Source organism: Isoptericola sp. NPDC056573 (genome assembly GCF_042793335.1).
GTDB lineage: Bacteria > Actinomycetota > Actinomycetes > Actinomycetales > Cellulomonadaceae > Isoptericola.
In genome coordinates this window covers 220,094-237,515 of record NZ_JBHTUY010000006.1, presented here as the reverse complement: position 1 = coordinate 237,515, position 17,422 = coordinate 220,094, and the positions used below count along the sequence as shown (strand labels likewise).

At 74.6% G+C, this 17,422-nt stretch carries 14 protein-coding genes; all 14 read right to left on the bottom strand.

Features of this window, described 5'->3' with window-relative positions; all coding sequences use genetic code 11:
• Window positions 1–9: 9 nt before the first annotated feature.
• Window positions 10–876 (bottom strand): carbohydrate ABC transporter permease, encoded by an 867-nt coding sequence (locus tag ACFQ8E_RS13030; protein ID WP_430550985.1) that lies wholly within the window; start codon window positions 874–876, stop codon window positions 10–12.
• Window positions 873–1,868, bottom strand: coding sequence for a carbohydrate ABC transporter permease (locus ACFQ8E_RS13025; protein WP_430550984.1), 996 nt, complete (start codon window positions 1,866–1,868; stop codon window positions 873–875). The genes ACFQ8E_RS13030 and ACFQ8E_RS13025 overlap by 4 nt, the downstream gene beginning before the upstream one ends.
• Window positions 1,869–2,029: 161 nt before the next feature.
• The gene (locus ACFQ8E_RS13020) at window positions 2,030–2,935 is read right to left on the bottom strand and encodes an oxygenase MpaB family protein (RefSeq protein WP_430550983.1); all 906 of its coding nucleotides are present in this window, start codon (window positions 2,933–2,935) and stop codon (window positions 2,030–2,032) included.
• A gap of 16 nt (window positions 2,936–2,951) precedes the next feature.
• A complete protein-coding gene (argJ, locus tag ACFQ8E_RS13015; RefSeq protein WP_430550982.1) occupies window positions 2,952–4,094 on the bottom strand; it encodes a bifunctional glutamate N-acetyltransferase/amino-acid acetyltransferase ArgJ in 1,143 nt (380 codons plus the stop codon).
• Window positions 4,091–5,626, bottom strand: coding sequence for an ABC transporter ATP-binding protein (locus ACFQ8E_RS13010; protein ID WP_430550981.1), 1,536 nt, complete (start codon window positions 5,624–5,626; stop codon window positions 4,091–4,093). The genes argJ and ACFQ8E_RS13010 overlap by 4 nt, the downstream gene beginning before the upstream one ends.
• A complete protein-coding gene (locus ACFQ8E_RS13005; protein WP_430550980.1) occupies window positions 5,619–6,464 on the bottom strand; it encodes an ABC transporter permease in 846 nt (281 codons plus the stop codon). Before ACFQ8E_RS13005 ends, ACFQ8E_RS13010 begins: the two co-directional genes overlap by 8 nt.
• Entirely contained in the window at window positions 6,454–7,434 is a 981-nt protein-coding gene (locus tag ACFQ8E_RS13000) for an ABC transporter permease (protein WP_430550979.1), read from the bottom strand. The genes ACFQ8E_RS13005 and ACFQ8E_RS13000 overlap by 11 nt, the downstream gene beginning before the upstream one ends.
• Window positions 7,431–9,104 (bottom strand): ABC transporter substrate-binding protein, encoded by a 1,674-nt coding sequence (locus ACFQ8E_RS12995; RefSeq protein ID WP_430550978.1) that lies wholly within the window; start codon window positions 9,102–9,104, stop codon window positions 7,431–7,433. The genes ACFQ8E_RS13000 and ACFQ8E_RS12995 overlap by 4 nt, the downstream gene beginning before the upstream one ends.
• Window positions 9,101–10,096 carry an ABC transporter permease gene (locus ACFQ8E_RS12990; protein ID WP_430550977.1) on the bottom strand — a complete coding sequence of 332 codons (996 nt, stop codon included), beginning with the start codon at window positions 10,094–10,096 and terminating at the stop codon, window positions 9,101–9,103. Before ACFQ8E_RS12990 ends, ACFQ8E_RS12995 begins: the two co-directional genes overlap by 4 nt.
• A gap of 5 nt (window positions 10,097–10,101) precedes the next feature.
• The gene (locus ACFQ8E_RS12985; protein ID WP_430550976.1) at window positions 10,102–11,037 is read right to left on the bottom strand and encodes an ABC transporter permease; all 936 of its coding nucleotides are present in this window, start codon (window positions 11,035–11,037) and stop codon (window positions 10,102–10,104) included.
• Window positions 11,037–13,088, bottom strand: coding sequence for a dipeptide ABC transporter ATP-binding protein (locus ACFQ8E_RS12980; protein ID WP_430550975.1), 2,052 nt, complete (start codon window positions 13,086–13,088; stop codon window positions 11,037–11,039). The genes ACFQ8E_RS12985 and ACFQ8E_RS12980 overlap by 1 nt, the downstream gene beginning before the upstream one ends.
• 76 nt (window positions 13,089–13,164) lie before the next feature.
• Complete coding sequence (locus tag ACFQ8E_RS12975; protein WP_430550974.1) at window positions 13,165–14,469, bottom strand: MDR family MFS transporter; 1,305 nt, start codon at window positions 14,467–14,469, stop codon at window positions 13,165–13,167.
• 38 nt (window positions 14,470–14,507) lie between these two features.
• Entirely contained in the window at window positions 14,508–16,136 is a 1,629-nt protein-coding gene (locus tag ACFQ8E_RS12970) for an ABC transporter substrate-binding protein (RefSeq protein ID WP_430550973.1), read from the bottom strand.
• 75 nt (window positions 16,137–16,211) lie between these two features.
• Window positions 16,212–17,408, bottom strand: coding sequence for an agmatinase (gene speB, locus ACFQ8E_RS12965; protein WP_430550972.1), 1,197 nt, complete (start codon window positions 17,406–17,408; stop codon window positions 16,212–16,214).
• Window positions 17,409–17,422: the final 14 nt, after the last annotated feature.

Below are 17,422 nucleotides of genomic sequence, written 5' to 3'. Positions count from 1 at the left end.
CGCGGGCGCTCAGCCCGTGACGGCGCCCGCGGTCAGTCCGGCGACGAGCCGTCGCTGGAGGATCAGGAAGACGAGCAGGATGGGCAGCGTCACGACGACCGTCGCGGCCAGCAGGACGCCCCAGTTCGACATGCCGTCGGTGTTCTGCAGCAGCGTGAGGCCGACGGGGAGCGTCATCTTGTCGGCGTGGTCGACGACGAGGAACGGCCAGAGGTAGTCGTTCCACTCGGTCACGACGGAGACCAGCGCGACCGCCGCGAGGGTCGGCGTGCTCATCGGCACGACGAACTTCCACAGCTTGCGCCAGTGCCCGGCGCCGTCGAGCTCGGCCGCCTCGAGGATGGACGCCGGCAGCGTGAGGAAGTGCTGCCGGAACAGGAACGTGCCGAACGCGCTGGCCAGGCCGGGCACGAGGATGCCCTGGTAGGTGTTGAGCCAGCCCAGGCTCGCCACCAGCGTGTAGTTGGGGATGATCGTGATCTGCGGCGGGATCATCAGCGTCGCGATGACCAGCCCGAACACGAGCTTCTTGAACGGGAAGTCGAGGAAGACCAGCGCGTACGCGCAGGCCAGGCCGAGCGCGACCTTGAGGCCCGCGCCGACGACGGTCAGGCCGATGCTGTTCGCCAGCAGCCGGCCGAGCGGGATCGCGCCCGCCGCCTGCGCGTAGTTGTCGAGGCTCGGCGACCCGGGCAGCCACTGCAACGGCACCTGGTAAAGCTCCTCGGGCGTCTTGAGGCTCGCGAGGAGCAGCCAGACCAGCGGCAGGCCGAGCACGACGGTCGCGAAGAGCATCGTCACGTAGCCGCCGACCTGCGGCGACCGTCGTCGTGCCGGGCGTCCGGGGATCCGCCGGTCGAGCGTGACCGCGCTCATGCGTAGTGCACCTTCCGCTGGACGTACCGCATCTGCATCGCGGTGACGGCGAGCAGCACGAGGAACAGGACGGTGGCGACGGCGGACGCGTACCCGGCGCGGCCGTTCACGAAGCTCTCCTCGTAGATCGAGTACATGAGCGTCGTCGTGGAGCCGAGGGGGCCGCCCTGGGTCATCGCCTTGATGATGTCGAACGACTGCAGCGACGCGAGCATCATCGTCACCAGCAGGAAGAACGTGGTCGGCGTGAGCAGCGGCAGCACGATCGAGCGCAGCGTGCGGGCGGGTGACGCGCCGTCGAGCGCGGCGGCGTCGCGCAGGTCCTGCGGCACGGCCTGGAGGCCGGCCAGGTAGATGAGGGCGACGTACCCGAGGTTCTTCCACAGGTAGACGACGATCACCATGACCAGCGGCCACGGGCGCGCCGTGTACCAGGCGGGCGAGTCGAGGCCGACCCGGCCGAGCAGCTCCTGGACCAGGCCGTAGCGCGGGTCGAACATGAACAGCCACAGGATGCCGACGGCGAAGCCGCTCAGCACGTAGGGGGCGAACGCGACCGTGCGCGCGACGCCGCGGCCCCGCAGCCGCCGGTTCAGCAGCAGCGCGAGGCCCAGGCCCAGCACCATCGCGCCGCCGACGGTCGTGACGGTGAAGACGAGCGTCGTGGTGACGATCCGGCCCGTGGTCGGCGCGGTGAACCACTCGACGTAGTTCCCGAGGCCGACGAAGCGGGCGGCGGGAGAGCCGAGGTTCCACTGCAGCGTCGAGAGGTACAGGCTCTCCAGCAGCGGGCGGTAGACGAAGACGAGGATGAGGGCGACGTTCGGGCCCGCGAGCAGCAGCGCCCACAGCAGGGCGTTCCGACGACGGCGGGCGCCGAGCCGGCTGCGCGTGCGGGTGGCGGCGGGTGGTGGGCCTGCGGGCGGGGTGCCCGCCCGGGCCGACGGGGCGTCCGGGAGGCCGGACGGCCGTGGGGTCACGACGGTGGTCACAGCCGCGACTCTAGGAACCGCCCTGTCCGAGATGTCCGGATGAGTCGGGGCGCCGACGAAGCGTTCGGGCAACGTTCATCGGCGCTGTCCCCGCAGGTCACCAGCGCTCCCGGCCCGTCACGCGGGCGTCGGCCGGACGTCAGCCGGGCGACAGGCAGGCGTCAGCCGGGCGTCGCCGCGGGGACACCTGCGCGCGGGTAGGCCCGGGTCTTCTCCGAGGTGCCCATCCCCCACCGCACGGCGCGGGTGGCGAGCGCGCCCGCCGGGCCGCCGAGGGAGCGACGGAACCAGGTGTCGACGTCGAGCTCGTCCCGCGCCCACGCGGGGAGGGTCGAGACCGCGCCGGCGACGAGCAGCGCGTACGGCGGGCGGGCCGCGCGCGGCAGCGGCGGTTCGCGCAGCAGGAAGCGGACCGTGTCGAGCGCGGCCGGCGACGCCTCCAGCTCCGGCCGGTACGCCTCGATCGTCTCGCGCAGCTCGGCCACCGTCCCAGGTACGACGACGGCGCCCAGCGCCCGCGCGACGCGCGCGACCTGCCCCACGTACTTGTCCGCCTCGACCGCCGTGAGCGGCCGCTCCCCGAACCGCTGGTGCGCGGTGAGGAACGAGTCCGCCTCCGCGGCGTGCACCCAGGTCAGCAGGTGCGGGTCGCCCGCCCGGTAGGGCCGCCCGTCCGGCGCCTTGCCGCGCACGCGGTCGTGCACCGACCGGACGCGGTCGATCGCGGCCTGCGCGTCGTCGGCGGTGCCGAACGTCGTCGTCGCGAGGAACGTCGCCGTCCGCTCCAGCCGGCCCCACGGGTCGCCGCGGTAGCCCGAGTGCCCCGCCACGCCCGCCATCGCCAGCGGGTGCAGCGACTGCAGCAGCAGGGCCCGCAGCCCGCCGACGAACATGGACGCGTCCGCGTGCACCCGCCCGACCGGGCCGTCCGGCGGGAACCATCGCGGACCCGGGGTCAGGTGGATCCGGTCGCGCGAGGCCTCCGCCTCCGGGCCCGCGACCTTCTCGAACAGCGCGTCACCCAGCCGCAGCCGCAGCCGCTCCACCGGGTTCGTCGCCGTCGTCATGCCGTCAGTATGGCGCTCAGGTGGTGTAGTCGGCGTTGATCCGGACGTACCCGGCGGTGAGGTCGCAGCCGAACACCGTGAAGTCCCCGGACGCGATGCCGAGGTCGACCTCGATGAGGACGTCGTCGCCCCCGAGGTACTCCTCCACGGCCCGGCGGCGCTCCGGCGTGGGCAGGTCGGGGAAGGTCTCGATGCCACCGAACGCGATCCGCACCCGCTCCTCGAGGATGTCGGGCTCGTCGCACTTGCCCACCGCCATCGCCACGCGGCCCCAGTTCGGGTCGGCGCCGTGCACGGCGGTCTTCACGAGCGGCGAGTTGACCACCGACTTGCCCACCCGCTTGGCCTGCGCGTCGTCGCGGGCACCGGTCACGCGCACCCGGATCAGCGTGGAGGACCCCTCGCCGTCGGACGCGATCGCGGTCACCAGGTCGGTGCAGACCTCCAGGAGCGCCGCGTGGAAGGCGTCGAGGTCGACAGCGCCCGCCAGCCCCGACGCGAAGACCGCCGCCGTGTCCGACGTGGACGTGTCGGTGTCGATGCTCACGGCGTTGTAGGTGCGCTCCACCACGGCCCGGAAGACGCGGTCGAGGTCGTCGGCGGGCACCTCGGCGTCGGTGTAGACGAACGACAGCATGGTCGCCATGTCGGGCTCGATCATGCCGACGCCCTTGGCGATCCCGACGATGCGGGCCTCCCCGACGCGACGCTCGGACACCTTGGGGAGGGTGTCGGTCGTCATGATCGCGCGGGCGACGGCGTCGAGGTCCACCGGACCGGCCGCGGGCAGGGCGGCCAGGCCGTCGCGCATGCCCGCCATCGGGTACGGCACGCCGATGACGCCCGTCGATGCGACGAGCACCTGCTCCGGGCGGCACCCGGCCGTCCGGGCCGCCCACTCCTGGAGCTCCCGCGCGTCGTCGGCGCCGCGCGCGCCGGTGGCGACGTTCGCGTTGCCGGACACGACGACGACGGCGCGCAGCGCGCGGGTCTCGGCCTCCCGGCTCACGCGCACGCTGGGCCCGGCGAACCGCGACCGCGTGAACACGGCGGACGAGGTGGTGGCTCCGGGGGCGTACACGAGGCTGGCGTCCGGGACGCCGTCCTTGACGCCGACGTTGCCGGTCGTGCCGTGGAATCCGGCGACGGTGGTGGTCATCGTGTGCTCTTCTCGCGGGTCGGGACGGGTTCGTTGTCGATCGGGGCGAGCACGGCGCCGTCGGCGCCCTCGCGGAGGGTGAGCACGCGGTCGCACAGCGACCGCAGGGTACCGAGGTCGTGGCTCACGAGGAGCACGCCCGTCCCCGCCCGCGCGGCGCGGTCGACGACGGCGAGCAGGTCGGCGGCCGTGCCCGCGTCCAGCATGGACGTCGCCTCGTCGAGGACGAGGTACTCCGGCCGCAGGGCCAGGGCCCTCGCGACGCACGCGCGCTGCAGCTCGCCGCCGGACACCTGGTGGGGGCGGCGCGCGAGCAGCCCGGGGCCCAGCCCGACGTCGCGCGCCAGCGCGACCGCGTCGACCGGCAGCCCGGCCAGTCGCGCCGGCAGCTCGATCGCCTCGCGCAGGGTCAGGCGGTCGTCCACCGCGGTGCGGGGGTGCTGGGACACCCAGCCGACCCGCCGGCGCTGCGCGGGCGGCAGGTCGAGGCCCGCGCCGTCGACGCGCACCCCCGCCACCGCGACGTGCCCGGCGCCGGGCACCTCGAGCTGGGCCAGCACCGACGCGAGGGTCGACTTGCCCACACCGGACGGGCCGGTGAGCCCGACGACCTCGCCCCGTCGGACGGCGAGGTCCGTGGGGCCGAGGACGGCGGCGCCGCCCCGCCGCACGGCCACGGCGTGCGCGGCCAGCGCGGGGGCGCCCGGGTCCAGGGCGGCCGCCTCGCGCGGCGCGGGCGCCACGCCGGCGACGACCTCGTCCGCCCTCCCCCGGGCGACGACCCGCCCGGCGGCCAGGCGCGTGACGGTGCTGCCGCTGCGCCGGGCCAGCGCGAGGTCGTGCGTCACGACCAGCACGCTGTGCCCGGCCCGCGCGTAGGCGGACAGCAGCAGCCCGACCGTCTGCGCCGCGTCGTCGTCGAGCCCGGACGTGGGCTCGTCCACGAGGAGCACGGGCGGGTGGTTGACCATGGCCGCGACGAGGTTCAGCCGCGCGAGCTGGCCACCCGAGAGCTGGTGCGGGTAGCGGCGCAGCCACGCCGGGTCGACGCCGGCGGTGTGGGCGAGATCGACGAGCTGCTGCCCGCCGCCGGTCACGCGGTGCGGGTGCGCGGCGCCGAGGCGTGCCCGGCCCGGCGCCGCCACCCCCTGCGCCTCACGGAGCTGGGCGGCGATCGTCGACGTCGGGGTGAACGCGGCGCCCGCCCCCTGGGGCGCGATCCCGACCAGCCGCCCGCGCACGGCCCGGCGGTGGGTGCGGGCGGACGCGGCCAGCAGGTCGACCTGTCGGCGGCCCGCCGTCAGGACGGCGGAGCCGGTGGCGCGCGACCGCCGCGGGAGCGCCCCGGTCAGCGCCGACAGCACGGTGGTCTTGCCGGCGCCCGAGGGTCCGAGCAGCACGTGCACCTCGCCGGGGACGAGGTCCAGGTCGACGCGGTCGAGCACCGGCACGTCCCCGTGGGTGACCGTCAGGCCTCGCACGGAGACCGAGGCGGGGTCGTGCGCGACGTCGAGGTGCGGGGCGTCAGTCATGATGCTCCTTCGTCCGGCCTGCCAGGCAGCCGGAGAGACAGACGGTGACGGCGACGAGCAGCCCCGCGGGGGCCGCGAGCGTCCACCACGCCCCGGAGAGCAGCGCCTGCTGCCCCAGGTCGAGGAGCACACCCAGCGACGGCTCGTGCGGCGGCAGCCCCAGGCCCAGGAACGTCAGCGTGGACTCGTGCCAGACGGCGTGCGGGACCAGCAGCCCCAGCGCCACGGCGAGCTGCGCGGCGACCCGCGGCACCGCGTGGTGGCGCAGCAGCTGGCGCCGGGTGAACCCCTGCGCGACCGCCGCGCGGTAGAAGTCCGACGTCCCGACCGCCAGGAGCTCGGCGCGCACGAGGCGGGCCGTCTGGGTCCAGTGCGTGGCGGCGACCACCAGCACGATGGTGAGGAACGACCCGCGCAGCACGGACGCGACCACGATCCCGAGCAGCAGGTGCGGCACGGCGTTGACGCCGTCCACGACCCGCATCCCCCAGCGGTCCAGGCGCCCGCCCGCCAGCGCGCAGCCGGCGCCCACCAGGGCGCCCACGACCACGGCGCTGGTCGCGCCGGCGAGCGCCGCGAGCAGGGAGATGCGCAGCCCGTGCGCGGAGCGCACGAACAGGTCGCGCCCGGTGAGGTCGGTGCCGAACGGGTGCGCCCACGACGGGCCGGTGGCACCGGTGGCGTAGTCGACGTGGTCGATGTCGACGGGCAGCAGCGGGACGACCACCGCGTAGGCCACCAGCAGGGCCAGGCCCCCGGCGGCGAGCGCGTGCCACGGCACCGGGCGGAGCAGCCGGGACGGACGGACGGGGCGGGCGGGGAGCGTGTCAGAGCGCATCGGCGTCCGTCCTCGGGTCGATCCGCACGAGGCAGAGGTCGGCCAGCAGCCCGCCGACCACGGCCACCACGACGAGCAGCACCGTCGACGCCGCGAGCAGCGTGAAGTCCTGGGCGAGCGCGGCGTCGACCAGCGCGCTGCCCAGCCCGGGCCAGGAGAAGATCTCCTCGACGAGCACCGACCCGGCCACGACCTCCGGCAGCCGCGCGCCCGCGATCGCGAGCGTCGGGACGGCCGCCGTCGGCAGCACGTGGCGGAGCAGCACCCGCCACTCCGCGACGCCGCGCAGCCGGGCGGCCTCGGTGGACGGGGTCCGCAGGTGCTCGGCCATGCCCCGGTGCAGGTGGAGCGCCATCCAGGGCAGCTGCGACGCCGCGACGGCGAGCACCGGCAGCACCAGGTGCGTGCCCACCTGCGCGGCCGTCACCGGGGCGCCCGGGTCGGTCAGCCCTCCGGCCGGGAACCAGCCGAGCCCGAGCGACAGCACGCTCATCAGCACCATCGCGACGAGGAACGCCGGCACGGCCGAGAGCGCCCACAGGCCGCCGGTGAGGAGCCGGGCGAGCACCCCGTGCGGGCGCAGCGCGGCCAGCAACGCCACCGGCACGGCGAGGAGGACGGCGACGACCAGCCCGGAGACCATGAGCAGCAACGTCCAGGGCAGCCGCGCCGCCACCACCGCTGCGACGGGCGCCCGGCCGGTCGTGGAGGTGCCGAGGTCGCCGCCGAGCGCCCCGGTGACCCACCGCCACCAGGCGTCGAGCCACGGTGTCCCCGCCACGAGCCCCTCCACGCCGCCGCGCGCCGCGCCGCCCGTGAACTCGTCGCGGGCGCCCAGGAACGCCGACGCCGCGTCGGTGGGCGAGGCCGCGGCGAGCGCGAACACGGCCAGGCTCACGAGCACGACGAGCGGCACGGCCCACCCGAGCCGCCGGCCGGTCAGGCGCAGCGCGGCGACGGTCCGCGTCACCGGCGCGTCCAGTGCTGCACGTCGAACCACGGGCCCCACGCCACGCCGTGCTCGTGCGGCTCCAGCACGTGCCCCACGCCGTCCCACGCGTCGAGGCCGCGGGCGACGTACGTGTGCTCGAGCGCGAAGACGGTGACCAGGGGCGGGTTCTCCACGAGCCGCTCCTGCAGCAGCCGGTACGTCGCGGCGCGGGCGTCCGCGTCCGGCTCGCGGCGCGCCTCCTCCAGCAGGCGGTCCACCTCGTCGTCGGCGTAGCCGGACGGGTTGGAGTAGGCGTCGTCGGTGTCGAAGACGGCGTAGTCCGAGTGCAGCTGCCGGTAGACCTGGGCGTCCGGGTCGTACGGCATGTCGCCCCCGCCGAGCACGAAGGCCTTCTGGTCCATCGCGGTGACGGCGTAGGGGCGGTCGACGCCCTCCAGGGAGACGTCGATGCCGAGGCCGGCCAGGTCGGAGGCGAACGCCTGCGCCACGTCACGGCGCAGCGTGTCCTCGGCGAAGTACATGACCGTGAACGCGAACGGGACCCCGTCCTTGGCGCGGGTGCCGTCCGCCCCGAGCGTCCACCCGGCCTCGTCCAGCAGCGCCGCGGCCGCGTCGGGGTCGTGCTCGAACGTGGCCGTCTGCTCGTAGGCGTCGCCCTGCGCGGGGGTGAACGGCGTGGCGATCGCCTCGCCGTGCCCGGCGAGGATCCCGTCGACCATCGCCTGCCGGTCGGTGGCGAGATTGAGGGCGGTCCGCACGTCCGGGTCGGCGAAGAAGGGCAGCGTCTGCGGCAACGAGATCGCGCGGAAGTCGCCCGACGGGTTGGTCACGAGCTCCAGGCCCGCGACGCCGTCGAGCTCCGTCGCCGTCCTCGGCGAGAGCTGGGCCCCGTCGACGTCGCCGGAGCGGACCCGCTGCGCGCGGGCGTTCTCGTCGGCGACGAACGCCAGGTGGATGGTCGTGACCTCGGGGGCGCCGCCCCACCAGTCCTCGCGCGCCTCCAGCGTCAGGGACTCGCCGCGACGCCACTCGGCGAGCACGTACGGGCCGGTGCCCACCGGCTCGTCCGCGAGGGGCGAGTCGACCACGGTGGCGCCGAGCGCCTCGGAGGCCGGGATGCCCAGCGTGAGCCGCGCCGGCAGGCCCGCGTACGGGTAGGCCAGCTCGAACCGGACGGTGGCGGGGCCGGTGGCCACGACCTCCTCGATCATCGCGTAGTCCGCGCTCATCCAGGAGCCCTGGGCCGGGTCACGCACGGCGTCGTACGCCGCGACCACGTCGTCGGCGTCGAACGCCGAGCCGTCGCTGAAGGTGACGCCCTCGCGGAGGGTGACCGTCCACGTCGTGAGGTCGTCGTCCGGCACCGGCATCTCGGTGGCCAGCCCGGGCTCGAGCTCCCCGTCCTGCCCCACCGCGACGAGCCCGTCGTACAGCTTCGACGTGATGCCCAGGGGGTACTCGAGGGGGTTGAGGGTGTCGTACTCGCCGGTCTCGGCGAGCCGGAGGGTGGTCGGGTCGTCGGTCGTCGTGCCGGCCGGGGCGTCGAGCGCGCAGCCGGACAGCGCGAGGAGGACGACGGTGGTGGTGGCCGCCGGGCCACGGCGGCGCGGGCCGGCGGTGCGGGCGGGCAGGGCTGGCTGGGCGGGCTGGGCAGGCTGGGCGGGCTGGGCAGGCGCTGGGGTGCTCAAGAGACGGAGATCCTCGGGTCGGCGACGGACTGCAGGACATCGGCGGCCGTGTTGACGGCAACGTACAGGCCGCCGAGGACGAACGTGACGCCGGCCACGGCGGGGAAGTCGGACACGGGCAGGCTGGCCGACAGGTACGAGCCGAGGCCGCCCCAGGTGAAGACGCCCTCGACGAGCAGCACCCCGCCGAACATGAACCCGAGCTGCAGGGCCCCCATCGACAGGGACGCGCCGAGGGAGTTGCGCAGCACGTGCCCGCGCAGCACCTGCGACTCGGTGAGGCCCTTCGCCGTGGCGGTCCGGACGTGGTCGGAGCGCAGGGTCTCGGTGAGGCTCGAGCGCAGCACGCGGCCGACCGCCAGCGCCGGGCCGACGGCGAGGGCGAGGGCCGGCATGACGACGTGCGCGAGCGCGTCGCCCGTGGCCGCGGGGTCGCCGGCGAGGACGCTGTCCAGCACGCTCATACCCGTGGGGCCGTCGGTGACACCGCCCCGCCCGGACGCCGGCAACCATCCCGCCAGCTTGTAGAACACGATGATGCCGACGATGCCGAGCATGAAGGTCGGCGCCGCCGAGCCGACGAACAGCAGCCCCCGGAAGAGCCCCGACAGCGGCCAGCGCAGCATGCTCGACACCGCGAAGAGCACGCCGAGCAGGAGCGCGAGGAGGAAGGCGACCAGCACGAGCTCCAGCGTCGCGGGCAGGTAGGCCATGATGTCCTCGGCCACCGGGCGGCGGGTGCGGAACGACGTGCCCAGGTCGCCCGTGAGCAGGCCGCCGAGGAACGCGAGGTAGCGCTGGGGGGCGGGGTCGTCGAGGCCGAGGCGCTCGCGCGCGGCGGCGACGGCGTCCGGGGAGGCGTTGCCGCCGATCGTGGCCGCGACCGGGTCGGCCCCGGAGACCTCCTGCAGCAGGAAGAGCACCAGGGACAGCACCCCCAGCAGACCCAGCAGCGACGCGAGACGGACGCCGACGAAGCGCAGACGGGACATGGACATCACCTCCGGTGGGCGAGCCGGTGGCGCAGTGCGTCCCCGGCGAGGTTCGACAGCAGGCCGAGCAGCATCACGGCGACGCCGGGGACGAGCGGGATCCACCAGGCGTCGAGGATCTCCACCAGCGCCCGCGAGGTGTCCGCGCCGAGCTCCGGCGCGGGCGCCGGCTGACCCAGCCCCAGGAACGAGAGAGACGCCAGCACCATCACGACGTTGCCGATGTCGAGGCTGGCGGTGACGATCGCGGTGGGCACCACGCCCGGCAGCACGTGCCGCCGGACGAGCCGCGCCCGGCCGACGCCGGCCATGCGGGCGGCCTCCACGTGCGGCCGGGCCATGATGCCGCGCACCTCGCCGCGCACGATCCGGGCGTAGTACGGCCACCAGACGATGCTCACCGCGAGGAACGTGTTGAACAGGCCCGGCCCCAGGGCGGCCGCGACGGCCACGGCCACCAGCATGGACGGCAGCGCGAGGAAGACCTCCGTGGTGCGCATCAGCAGCGCGTCGAGCCACCCGCCGGCCACCCCCGCGACCACGCCGACGAGCGACCCCACGGCCAGCCCGACCGCCGTGACCGCGATGGACAGCAGCCACGACGTCCGGAGCCCGACGAGGACCCGGGAGAACGTGTCCCGGCCGATCTGGTCGGTGCCGAGCAGGAACCCCTCGGAGAGCGGCGGGAGCTTGGGCGGGCCGACCGGCTGGACGGGGTCGTGCGGCGCGACGAGCGGGGCGACGACGGCCAGGACGGTGAGGGCCACGAGCAGGCCGATGAGCGTCCAGTCCAGCGCCCGGCGGGCGCGGGTGTTCGTGCCGCCGGACGCCCGGCGGGCGGTCAGGCGCCATCGCGGCGCCGGGTGCGGCGCGGCGGCGGGCGGGCCGGACGCAGCCCCGGGGGGTGGACGGTCGTCGGTGCGGGTCAGGACGTCGGCCATCAGATCTCTCCTCGGCGGAGGCAGGCCACCTCGTGGCGGCGGGCGACGTCGGCGGACGGGCGCCCGTCGACGGCGGTGAGCTGGATCCCGACCAGGGTGCTCGAGCACTCGGGGACGGCGACGGGGCACCGGGGGTGGAACGCGCAGCCGGTGGGCGGGTCGAGCGCGCTGGCGGGCTCGCCCGGCAACGGCTCCACCGTGACGCCCGGCTGCGGCACGGCGGCCACGAGGTTGCGCGTGTACGGGTGCTGCGGGCGGCCGATGACGTCCTCCGCCCGGCCCACCTCGACGATGCGGCCGAGGTACATCACGGCGATCCGGTCGCCGACGATGCGCGCGACGGCGAGGTCGTGCGTGACGAACATGACCGCGATCCCCAGCTCGCGCCGCATCTCGTTGACGAGGTTGAGCACGTTCGCCGCGACCGACACGTCCAGGGCGCTCGTCGGCTCGTCGCACAGCAGCACCCGGGGCGGCACGATGGTGGCGCGGGCCAGCACCACCCGCTGGCGCTGCCCGCCCGAGAGCTCGCCGGGACGGGCGTCGAGCACCGCCGGCGGCAGCCCGACACGGTCGAGGATCGCGAGGGCCCTCCGCTCCTTCTCCGCCCGGTCCGTGCGGCGCGGCAGGCGCTCGTGCAGCACCTCCCGGATCGTCATCCACGGCGTGAGCGACGAGCCCGCGTCCTGGAACACCATCTGCACGTCGGTGCCGCTCGGGCCGCGCACCGAGCCCGTGAACCGCTTCTCGAGGTGCCCCGCCACCCGCAGCAGCGTCGACTTGCCCGACCCCGACTCGCCCACCACGGCCACCGACTCGCCGGGCTGGAGGTCGAACGTGACGCCCCGCAGCGCGCCGAGCCGCGCCTTGCGACCGCGCTCGTCGCGGACCTGGAAGGTGCACGTCAGCTCCGCCGCCTGGATCAGGGGCGCGCCGCGGTCGGGCTCCGGCAGCGGCGGCAGCGGGTCGAGCAGGGTGCGCGTGACGCCCTGGTCGCCGAGCCGGGCGGACTCGAAGCACGCGATGCGGTGCCCCGCGGCGCCGTCCTCGCCGGCCGCGTCCAGGGGCGGGGCGCCGACCCCGCACGACTCGACGGCGAACCGGCAGCGCGCCCTGAACGCGCACCCGCCCCCGCCCCCGGCTACCCCCGTGGCCGAGGTGGCCCCGGTGACCTCGGTGGGGAGGCTCCACAGCGGCCGCGTCCGGTCCGAGTCCAGCGACAGCCGGGACCCGAGCAGCCCCAGGGTGTAGGGGTGCCGAGGGTGCTCCAGCACCTGCTCCGTGGACCCGATCTCCACGATCCGCCCCCGGTACATGACGGCGATGCGGTCGGCGACCTGCGCGGCGACGCCCAGGTCGTGCGTGATCATCACGACGGAGCAGCCGACGTCGTCCCGCAGCCCCGCGAGCAGCCGGAGGATCTGCGCCTGGACGGTGACGTCGAGGGCGGTGGTCGGCTCGTCCGCCACGACCAGCTCGGGCCTGCCCGCCAGGGCCATGGCGATCATGACGCGCTGCCGCAGCCCGCCGGAGAGCTCGTGCGGGTAGGAGCGGTACCGGCGCTCGGGCTGCGGGATCCCGACCTCGCGCATGAGCCGGACGGCCTCGTCCGGCGACCCGGCCTTCTCGGCGACCTGCCGTCCGACGGTCATCGTCGGGTTGAGCGACGTCATCGGGTCCTGGAAGACCACGCCCAGGCGGCTGCGCCGGGCCTCGCGCAGCCGACCGGGCGACGCCGTCCGCAGGTCCAGCCCGGCCACCTCGAGGGTGCCGTCGATCCGGGGGCGGGACGACTCGGGCAGGAGCCCGAGCATCGCCATGCTCATCACGCTCTTGCCGGAGCCGGACTCCCCGACGACGCCGACGATCTCACCGCGCCCGATCTCGAGGTCGACGCCGTGCAGGATCTGCGAACGGACCCCGTGGCGCTCGAGACTCACGTCCAGCCCGCGCAGCCGGGCGACGGGATCGGCGGTGCTGACGGTGCTGACGGGGCTGACGGGGCCCGGGTCGGGCAGCGTGCCCGTGGAGGGCGGTGCGGCGACATCCATGGGACCGGCTCCTTCGTTGCTGGTGCGGCGGGGACGAGCGGGAGGACGGGCGTGACGGGGGCGGGCGGGGCGGGGCCTAGGGGTGGCCGGCCTCCGCGGGCGCTCGCGGGCGCAGCGCGGCGCGGCGGGCGGCGTCGAGGGCCGTGACCTCGGCGACGCGGCGCTGCCGTGACCGGGCGGTGATCGCGAGCAGGGCCGCGACGACGAGCGCCAGCCCGGACGCGCCGAGCCACAGCACCTGCGACCCGTAGGCGTCCAGCACGAACCCGCCGGCGACCGGCCCGACCGCCGTCGCCAGCGAGTGGGTGAGCCCGTAGACGCCCTGGTAGCGCCCGCGCCGGAGCGGGTCGGCGAGGTCCGCCGTCATCGACGTCGCCTGGGGGTGGGAGCCCATCTCGCCGAGGGTCCAGATCGCGACGGTCACGAAGTACATCGGCAGGGTGGCGGCCAGCGACTGTAGGCCGACGCCCACCGCCGTGAGGGTGATCGCGAGGACGATCACCAGGTCGCGCGACCAGCGGTTGAACAGCCGCGCGGTGGGCAGCTGCAGCAGGCACAGCAGCACGCCGTTGAGGGTGAGCAGGATGCCGAAGTGGCTGGACGGGTGCCCCTGCTCGGTCATGACCAGCGGCAGCGTGGTGGTGGACTGCACGTAGACGATCGAGTACACGAACATCACCGCGGCGAAGGTCATGAAGGTGCGGTCGCGGAGCACGGACAGCAGGCCGCCGCGCCCGGCCCGGCCGGGCTCGCGCGCGGCGCCGTCCGTCGTCGGCGCCTCCTCGGGCAGCTGGACGCGGGTCTCGGGGACCTTGGCGGCGATGACGCCCACGGAGACGAGCACGAGCCCGGCCTGGCACCAGAACAGCAGGGAGAAGGACACCTCGGCCATGAACCCCGCGGCGAGCGGGCCGATGGCGTACCCGAGGTTGACGGCCCAGTAGTTGTAGTTGAACGCGGTGCGCCGGTGCTGCGGCTCGACGAGGTCGCCCACCATGGTCTGGATGACGGGACCGCAGGTGCCGTTGAACAGGCCGTACGCGGTGAGCAGGACGGCGATCAGGCCGGCGCTGTCGGCCATCGGGATGGCCACGAGGGCCACCACGCTCAGCAGCTCGCCGGCGAGGAGCACCCGCCGGCGCCCGACCTTGTCGGCGAGCACCCCGCCCGCGAGGGACGAGACCACGACCCCGACCCCGTACGCGGCGACCACGAGCCCCGCCTCGCCGGCGGACATGCCGACCGAGGAGGTGAGGAAGATCGTCATGTAGGGGACGACGAACCGTCCGATCCACACCACGAGCTGCGCCGTCCACAGCCACCAGAAGGCCGAGGGGAGGTCGCGCAGCCGGGTGTGTCCGGCGGTCACGGGCGGGGGCATGGCGTCTGTCTCCTTCGGTGCCGGGCGGGGTGCCCGCGTCACTCGGCGGCCGCGGGCTCGTCGATGCGGAGGGTCGCGAAGTCGAGCGTGGCGGGGGCCGCGATGGAGTGGGACGACTCGACTCCCTCCAGCCAGTCCTGGGCCACCATGAAGTCCGTGGACCAGGCGAAGACGGGCGCGCACCCGGCCTCGTAGGCGGCGGCGGCGGCCTCGACGTACGTCTCGGCGGACCCGGTGGTGAGGGCCTCGTCGAGCAACCCGGTCGTCGTCTCGTCGGAGCACTGCAGGTGGTTGAGCCCGCCGTCCTCGTCCCAGAAGACGTGGCCGTGCATGTAGGCGTTGTTGGAGTCCGGCCATGTGGCGGGCGCGATGAGCACGTCGGGGGCGTCCTCCGGGTGCTCGGGGAAGTCGCCGAAGACCTCGGAGGACTGGTGGCTGGTGACCGTCGCGGTCATCCCCAGCGCCTGCAGCTGGGCGGCGACGATGTTGGCCATCTGCTCGGCGTCCGAACCGCCGGCGTTGTAGCCGATCTGGATCGCGGTGCCCGGGGCCAGCGACCCCACCCACTCCTCGAGCGCCGCCGGGTCGTGCACGAGCTCGCGGGTGTCGACGTCGGCGGGCAGGGCGCCCTTCGGGTAGTAGCCCTGGGCCACCTCGGAGCTCACCCCGGTGACCTGGTCGATGAGCGCCGCCCAGTCGATCCCCTCGAAGAGGGTCCGGCGGGCGTCGGCGTCGGCGAGGAGGTCGCGGTTCGGGTTCATGTACATGACGCCCACCTGGAAGGACGGCAGCGCGAACGCCTCCAGCGCCTCCGAGTCGAGGTACTTCTGGCGCGACGCCGTCGGCACCCCCGACAGCAGGGCGTGCAGGTCGCCGTTCTCCAGCTCGAGCTGCATCGCGGAGATCTCGGTGTAGACCGGCAGCTCCACGGTGGTGAACGTGGGGTCGAGGTCGCCCCAGTACTCGTCGAACCAGGTGAGCTCGTAGCCCTCCCCCACGACCGCCTCGGACAGGACGTACGGGCCGGTGCCCGCCGAGTGCGTCGACAGCCAGGTCTGCGCGAAGTCGTCGCCCGCGTGCTCCTTCAGCGCCGTCGGGCTGATCATCCGCGGCCCGTACGGGGAGGCCAGGTAGTCGAGGAACGCCGAGTTGGGCTGCTCCAGCGTGACCGTGACGGTGTGGTCGTCCACCTCCTCGACGTCTGCGACGCCCTGCACCATGTAGGCGGGGCCGGCGTCCACGTCGAGGCGGCGCTGGAACGACGCCTCGACCGCGGACGCGTCGAACGCCGTGCCGTCGTGGAACGTCACGCCCTCGCGCAGCACGAAGGTGTACTCGGTGAAGTCGTCGCTGACCTCCCACGACTCCGCGAGCGACGGCACCACGGTGGCGGCGTCGTGGTTGCCCGCCTCGTAGCGCACGAGACCCTCGTAGGCGTTGGTGGTGATGGCCAGGCCGTTGCCCGAGTAGTACACGTCCGGGTCCGGCGGCTGGCCGATGTCGTTGAGCACCCCCAGCCGCAGCACGCCGTCGGTGGGGGCGGCCGCGGTGGCGGAGGCGTCGCCGGACTCCCCGCCGGCGCAGCCGGAGAGCAGGACGGTGCCGACGGCGAGGAGCGCCAGGGTGCGCCTCGCCACGACGGGCACACGGCGCGTGCGTGAGGTCATGGTGGTCTTCTCTCTCTGAGCTGGCTCGGCAGGGCGGTGCGGGGACGGTGCAGGGACGGTGCGGTCGGCGGTGCGTCAGTCGGCGGTGCGGAAGACCTGGTTGCGGCGGTTGCCGTCGGCGTCCAGGCCGATCGCGTAGGGGTGCAGGTAGTCGGGCTCGGTGAGGCCCCGGCGGTGCATCGCGATGCCGGTCATGGCCTCGCGGACGGCGCGGTTGGCCAGCAGGGCGGTGATCTCGCCGCGGTCGTCGTAGGGCGGGGAGACCTCGACGACGTCCATCGCGACGATCCCGACCTCGGCGGCGAGGCGCCGCACGGCCCGGAGGATGTCGTTCGAGGTGATACCGCCGGGCTCGGGGGTGCCGGTGCCCGGGGCGTAGGCCGGGTCGCAGACGTCGATGTCGAGCGAGATGTACAGGTGGTCGGCCTGGTCGAGGGCCTCGTCGACGGCGCGCTCCAGGACCTTGTCGAAGCCGTCGCGGACGATCTCGGCCATGAAGTGGGTGCGCATGCGCTGGTCGTCCATCCAGTCGAGCGTCTGCTGGTCGGGCCAGTAGCCGCGCAGCCCCACCTGGACGAAGTTCTTGCCCGGCACGGCGCCCGAGTCGATGAGGTGGCGCATGGGCGTGCCGTGCGACGCGAGCGACCCCGGCATGTCCGACCCGGTGTCCGCGTGCGCGTCGAAGTGGACGATGCCGACCTTGCCGTGCCCGTAGTGGTCCGCGACCGCCGTCGCCGACGGCCACGTGATCGCGTGGTCGCCGCCCAGGACGATCGGGACGGCCCCGGCGTCGACGACCGTGCCGATGAACTTGCGCACCTCCTCGAACGTCTTCGCGGTGTTTCCCACGAAGACGGGGGCGTCGCCGTAGTCGGCCATCACCAGCTCGTCGAACGCGTCGACGTGGGTGTCGAGGGAGAAGTGCGGGCGCCCGTAGCCGCCCTTGTAGTCGCACGCCCGGATGGCGAGCGGCCCGTGGTTGGTGCCGGTCCGGCCGGTGGCGGTCGAGTCCCACGGGACGCCCAGGACGGCGACGTCGACCTGGGCGGCCCGCAGGTCCTCGGGCGTGAGCGCCACCGGCAGCTTGGCGAACGTCTGGATCCCCGCGAACCCGCCCTCGGCCTTGCGGTTCGCGAACAGCAGCCCCGGGGGACGTCCCTCGTTGAAGTCGTCGGTGGCGCCGTGGCCCTCCAGCCCCTGGCCCAGGCGGCGAGGCTGCTCCCAGAAGCCGTCGGGCCACCGGTCGTGAGAGTGGTCGTGGTCGTGTGACATGCGTGTCCTCGGGT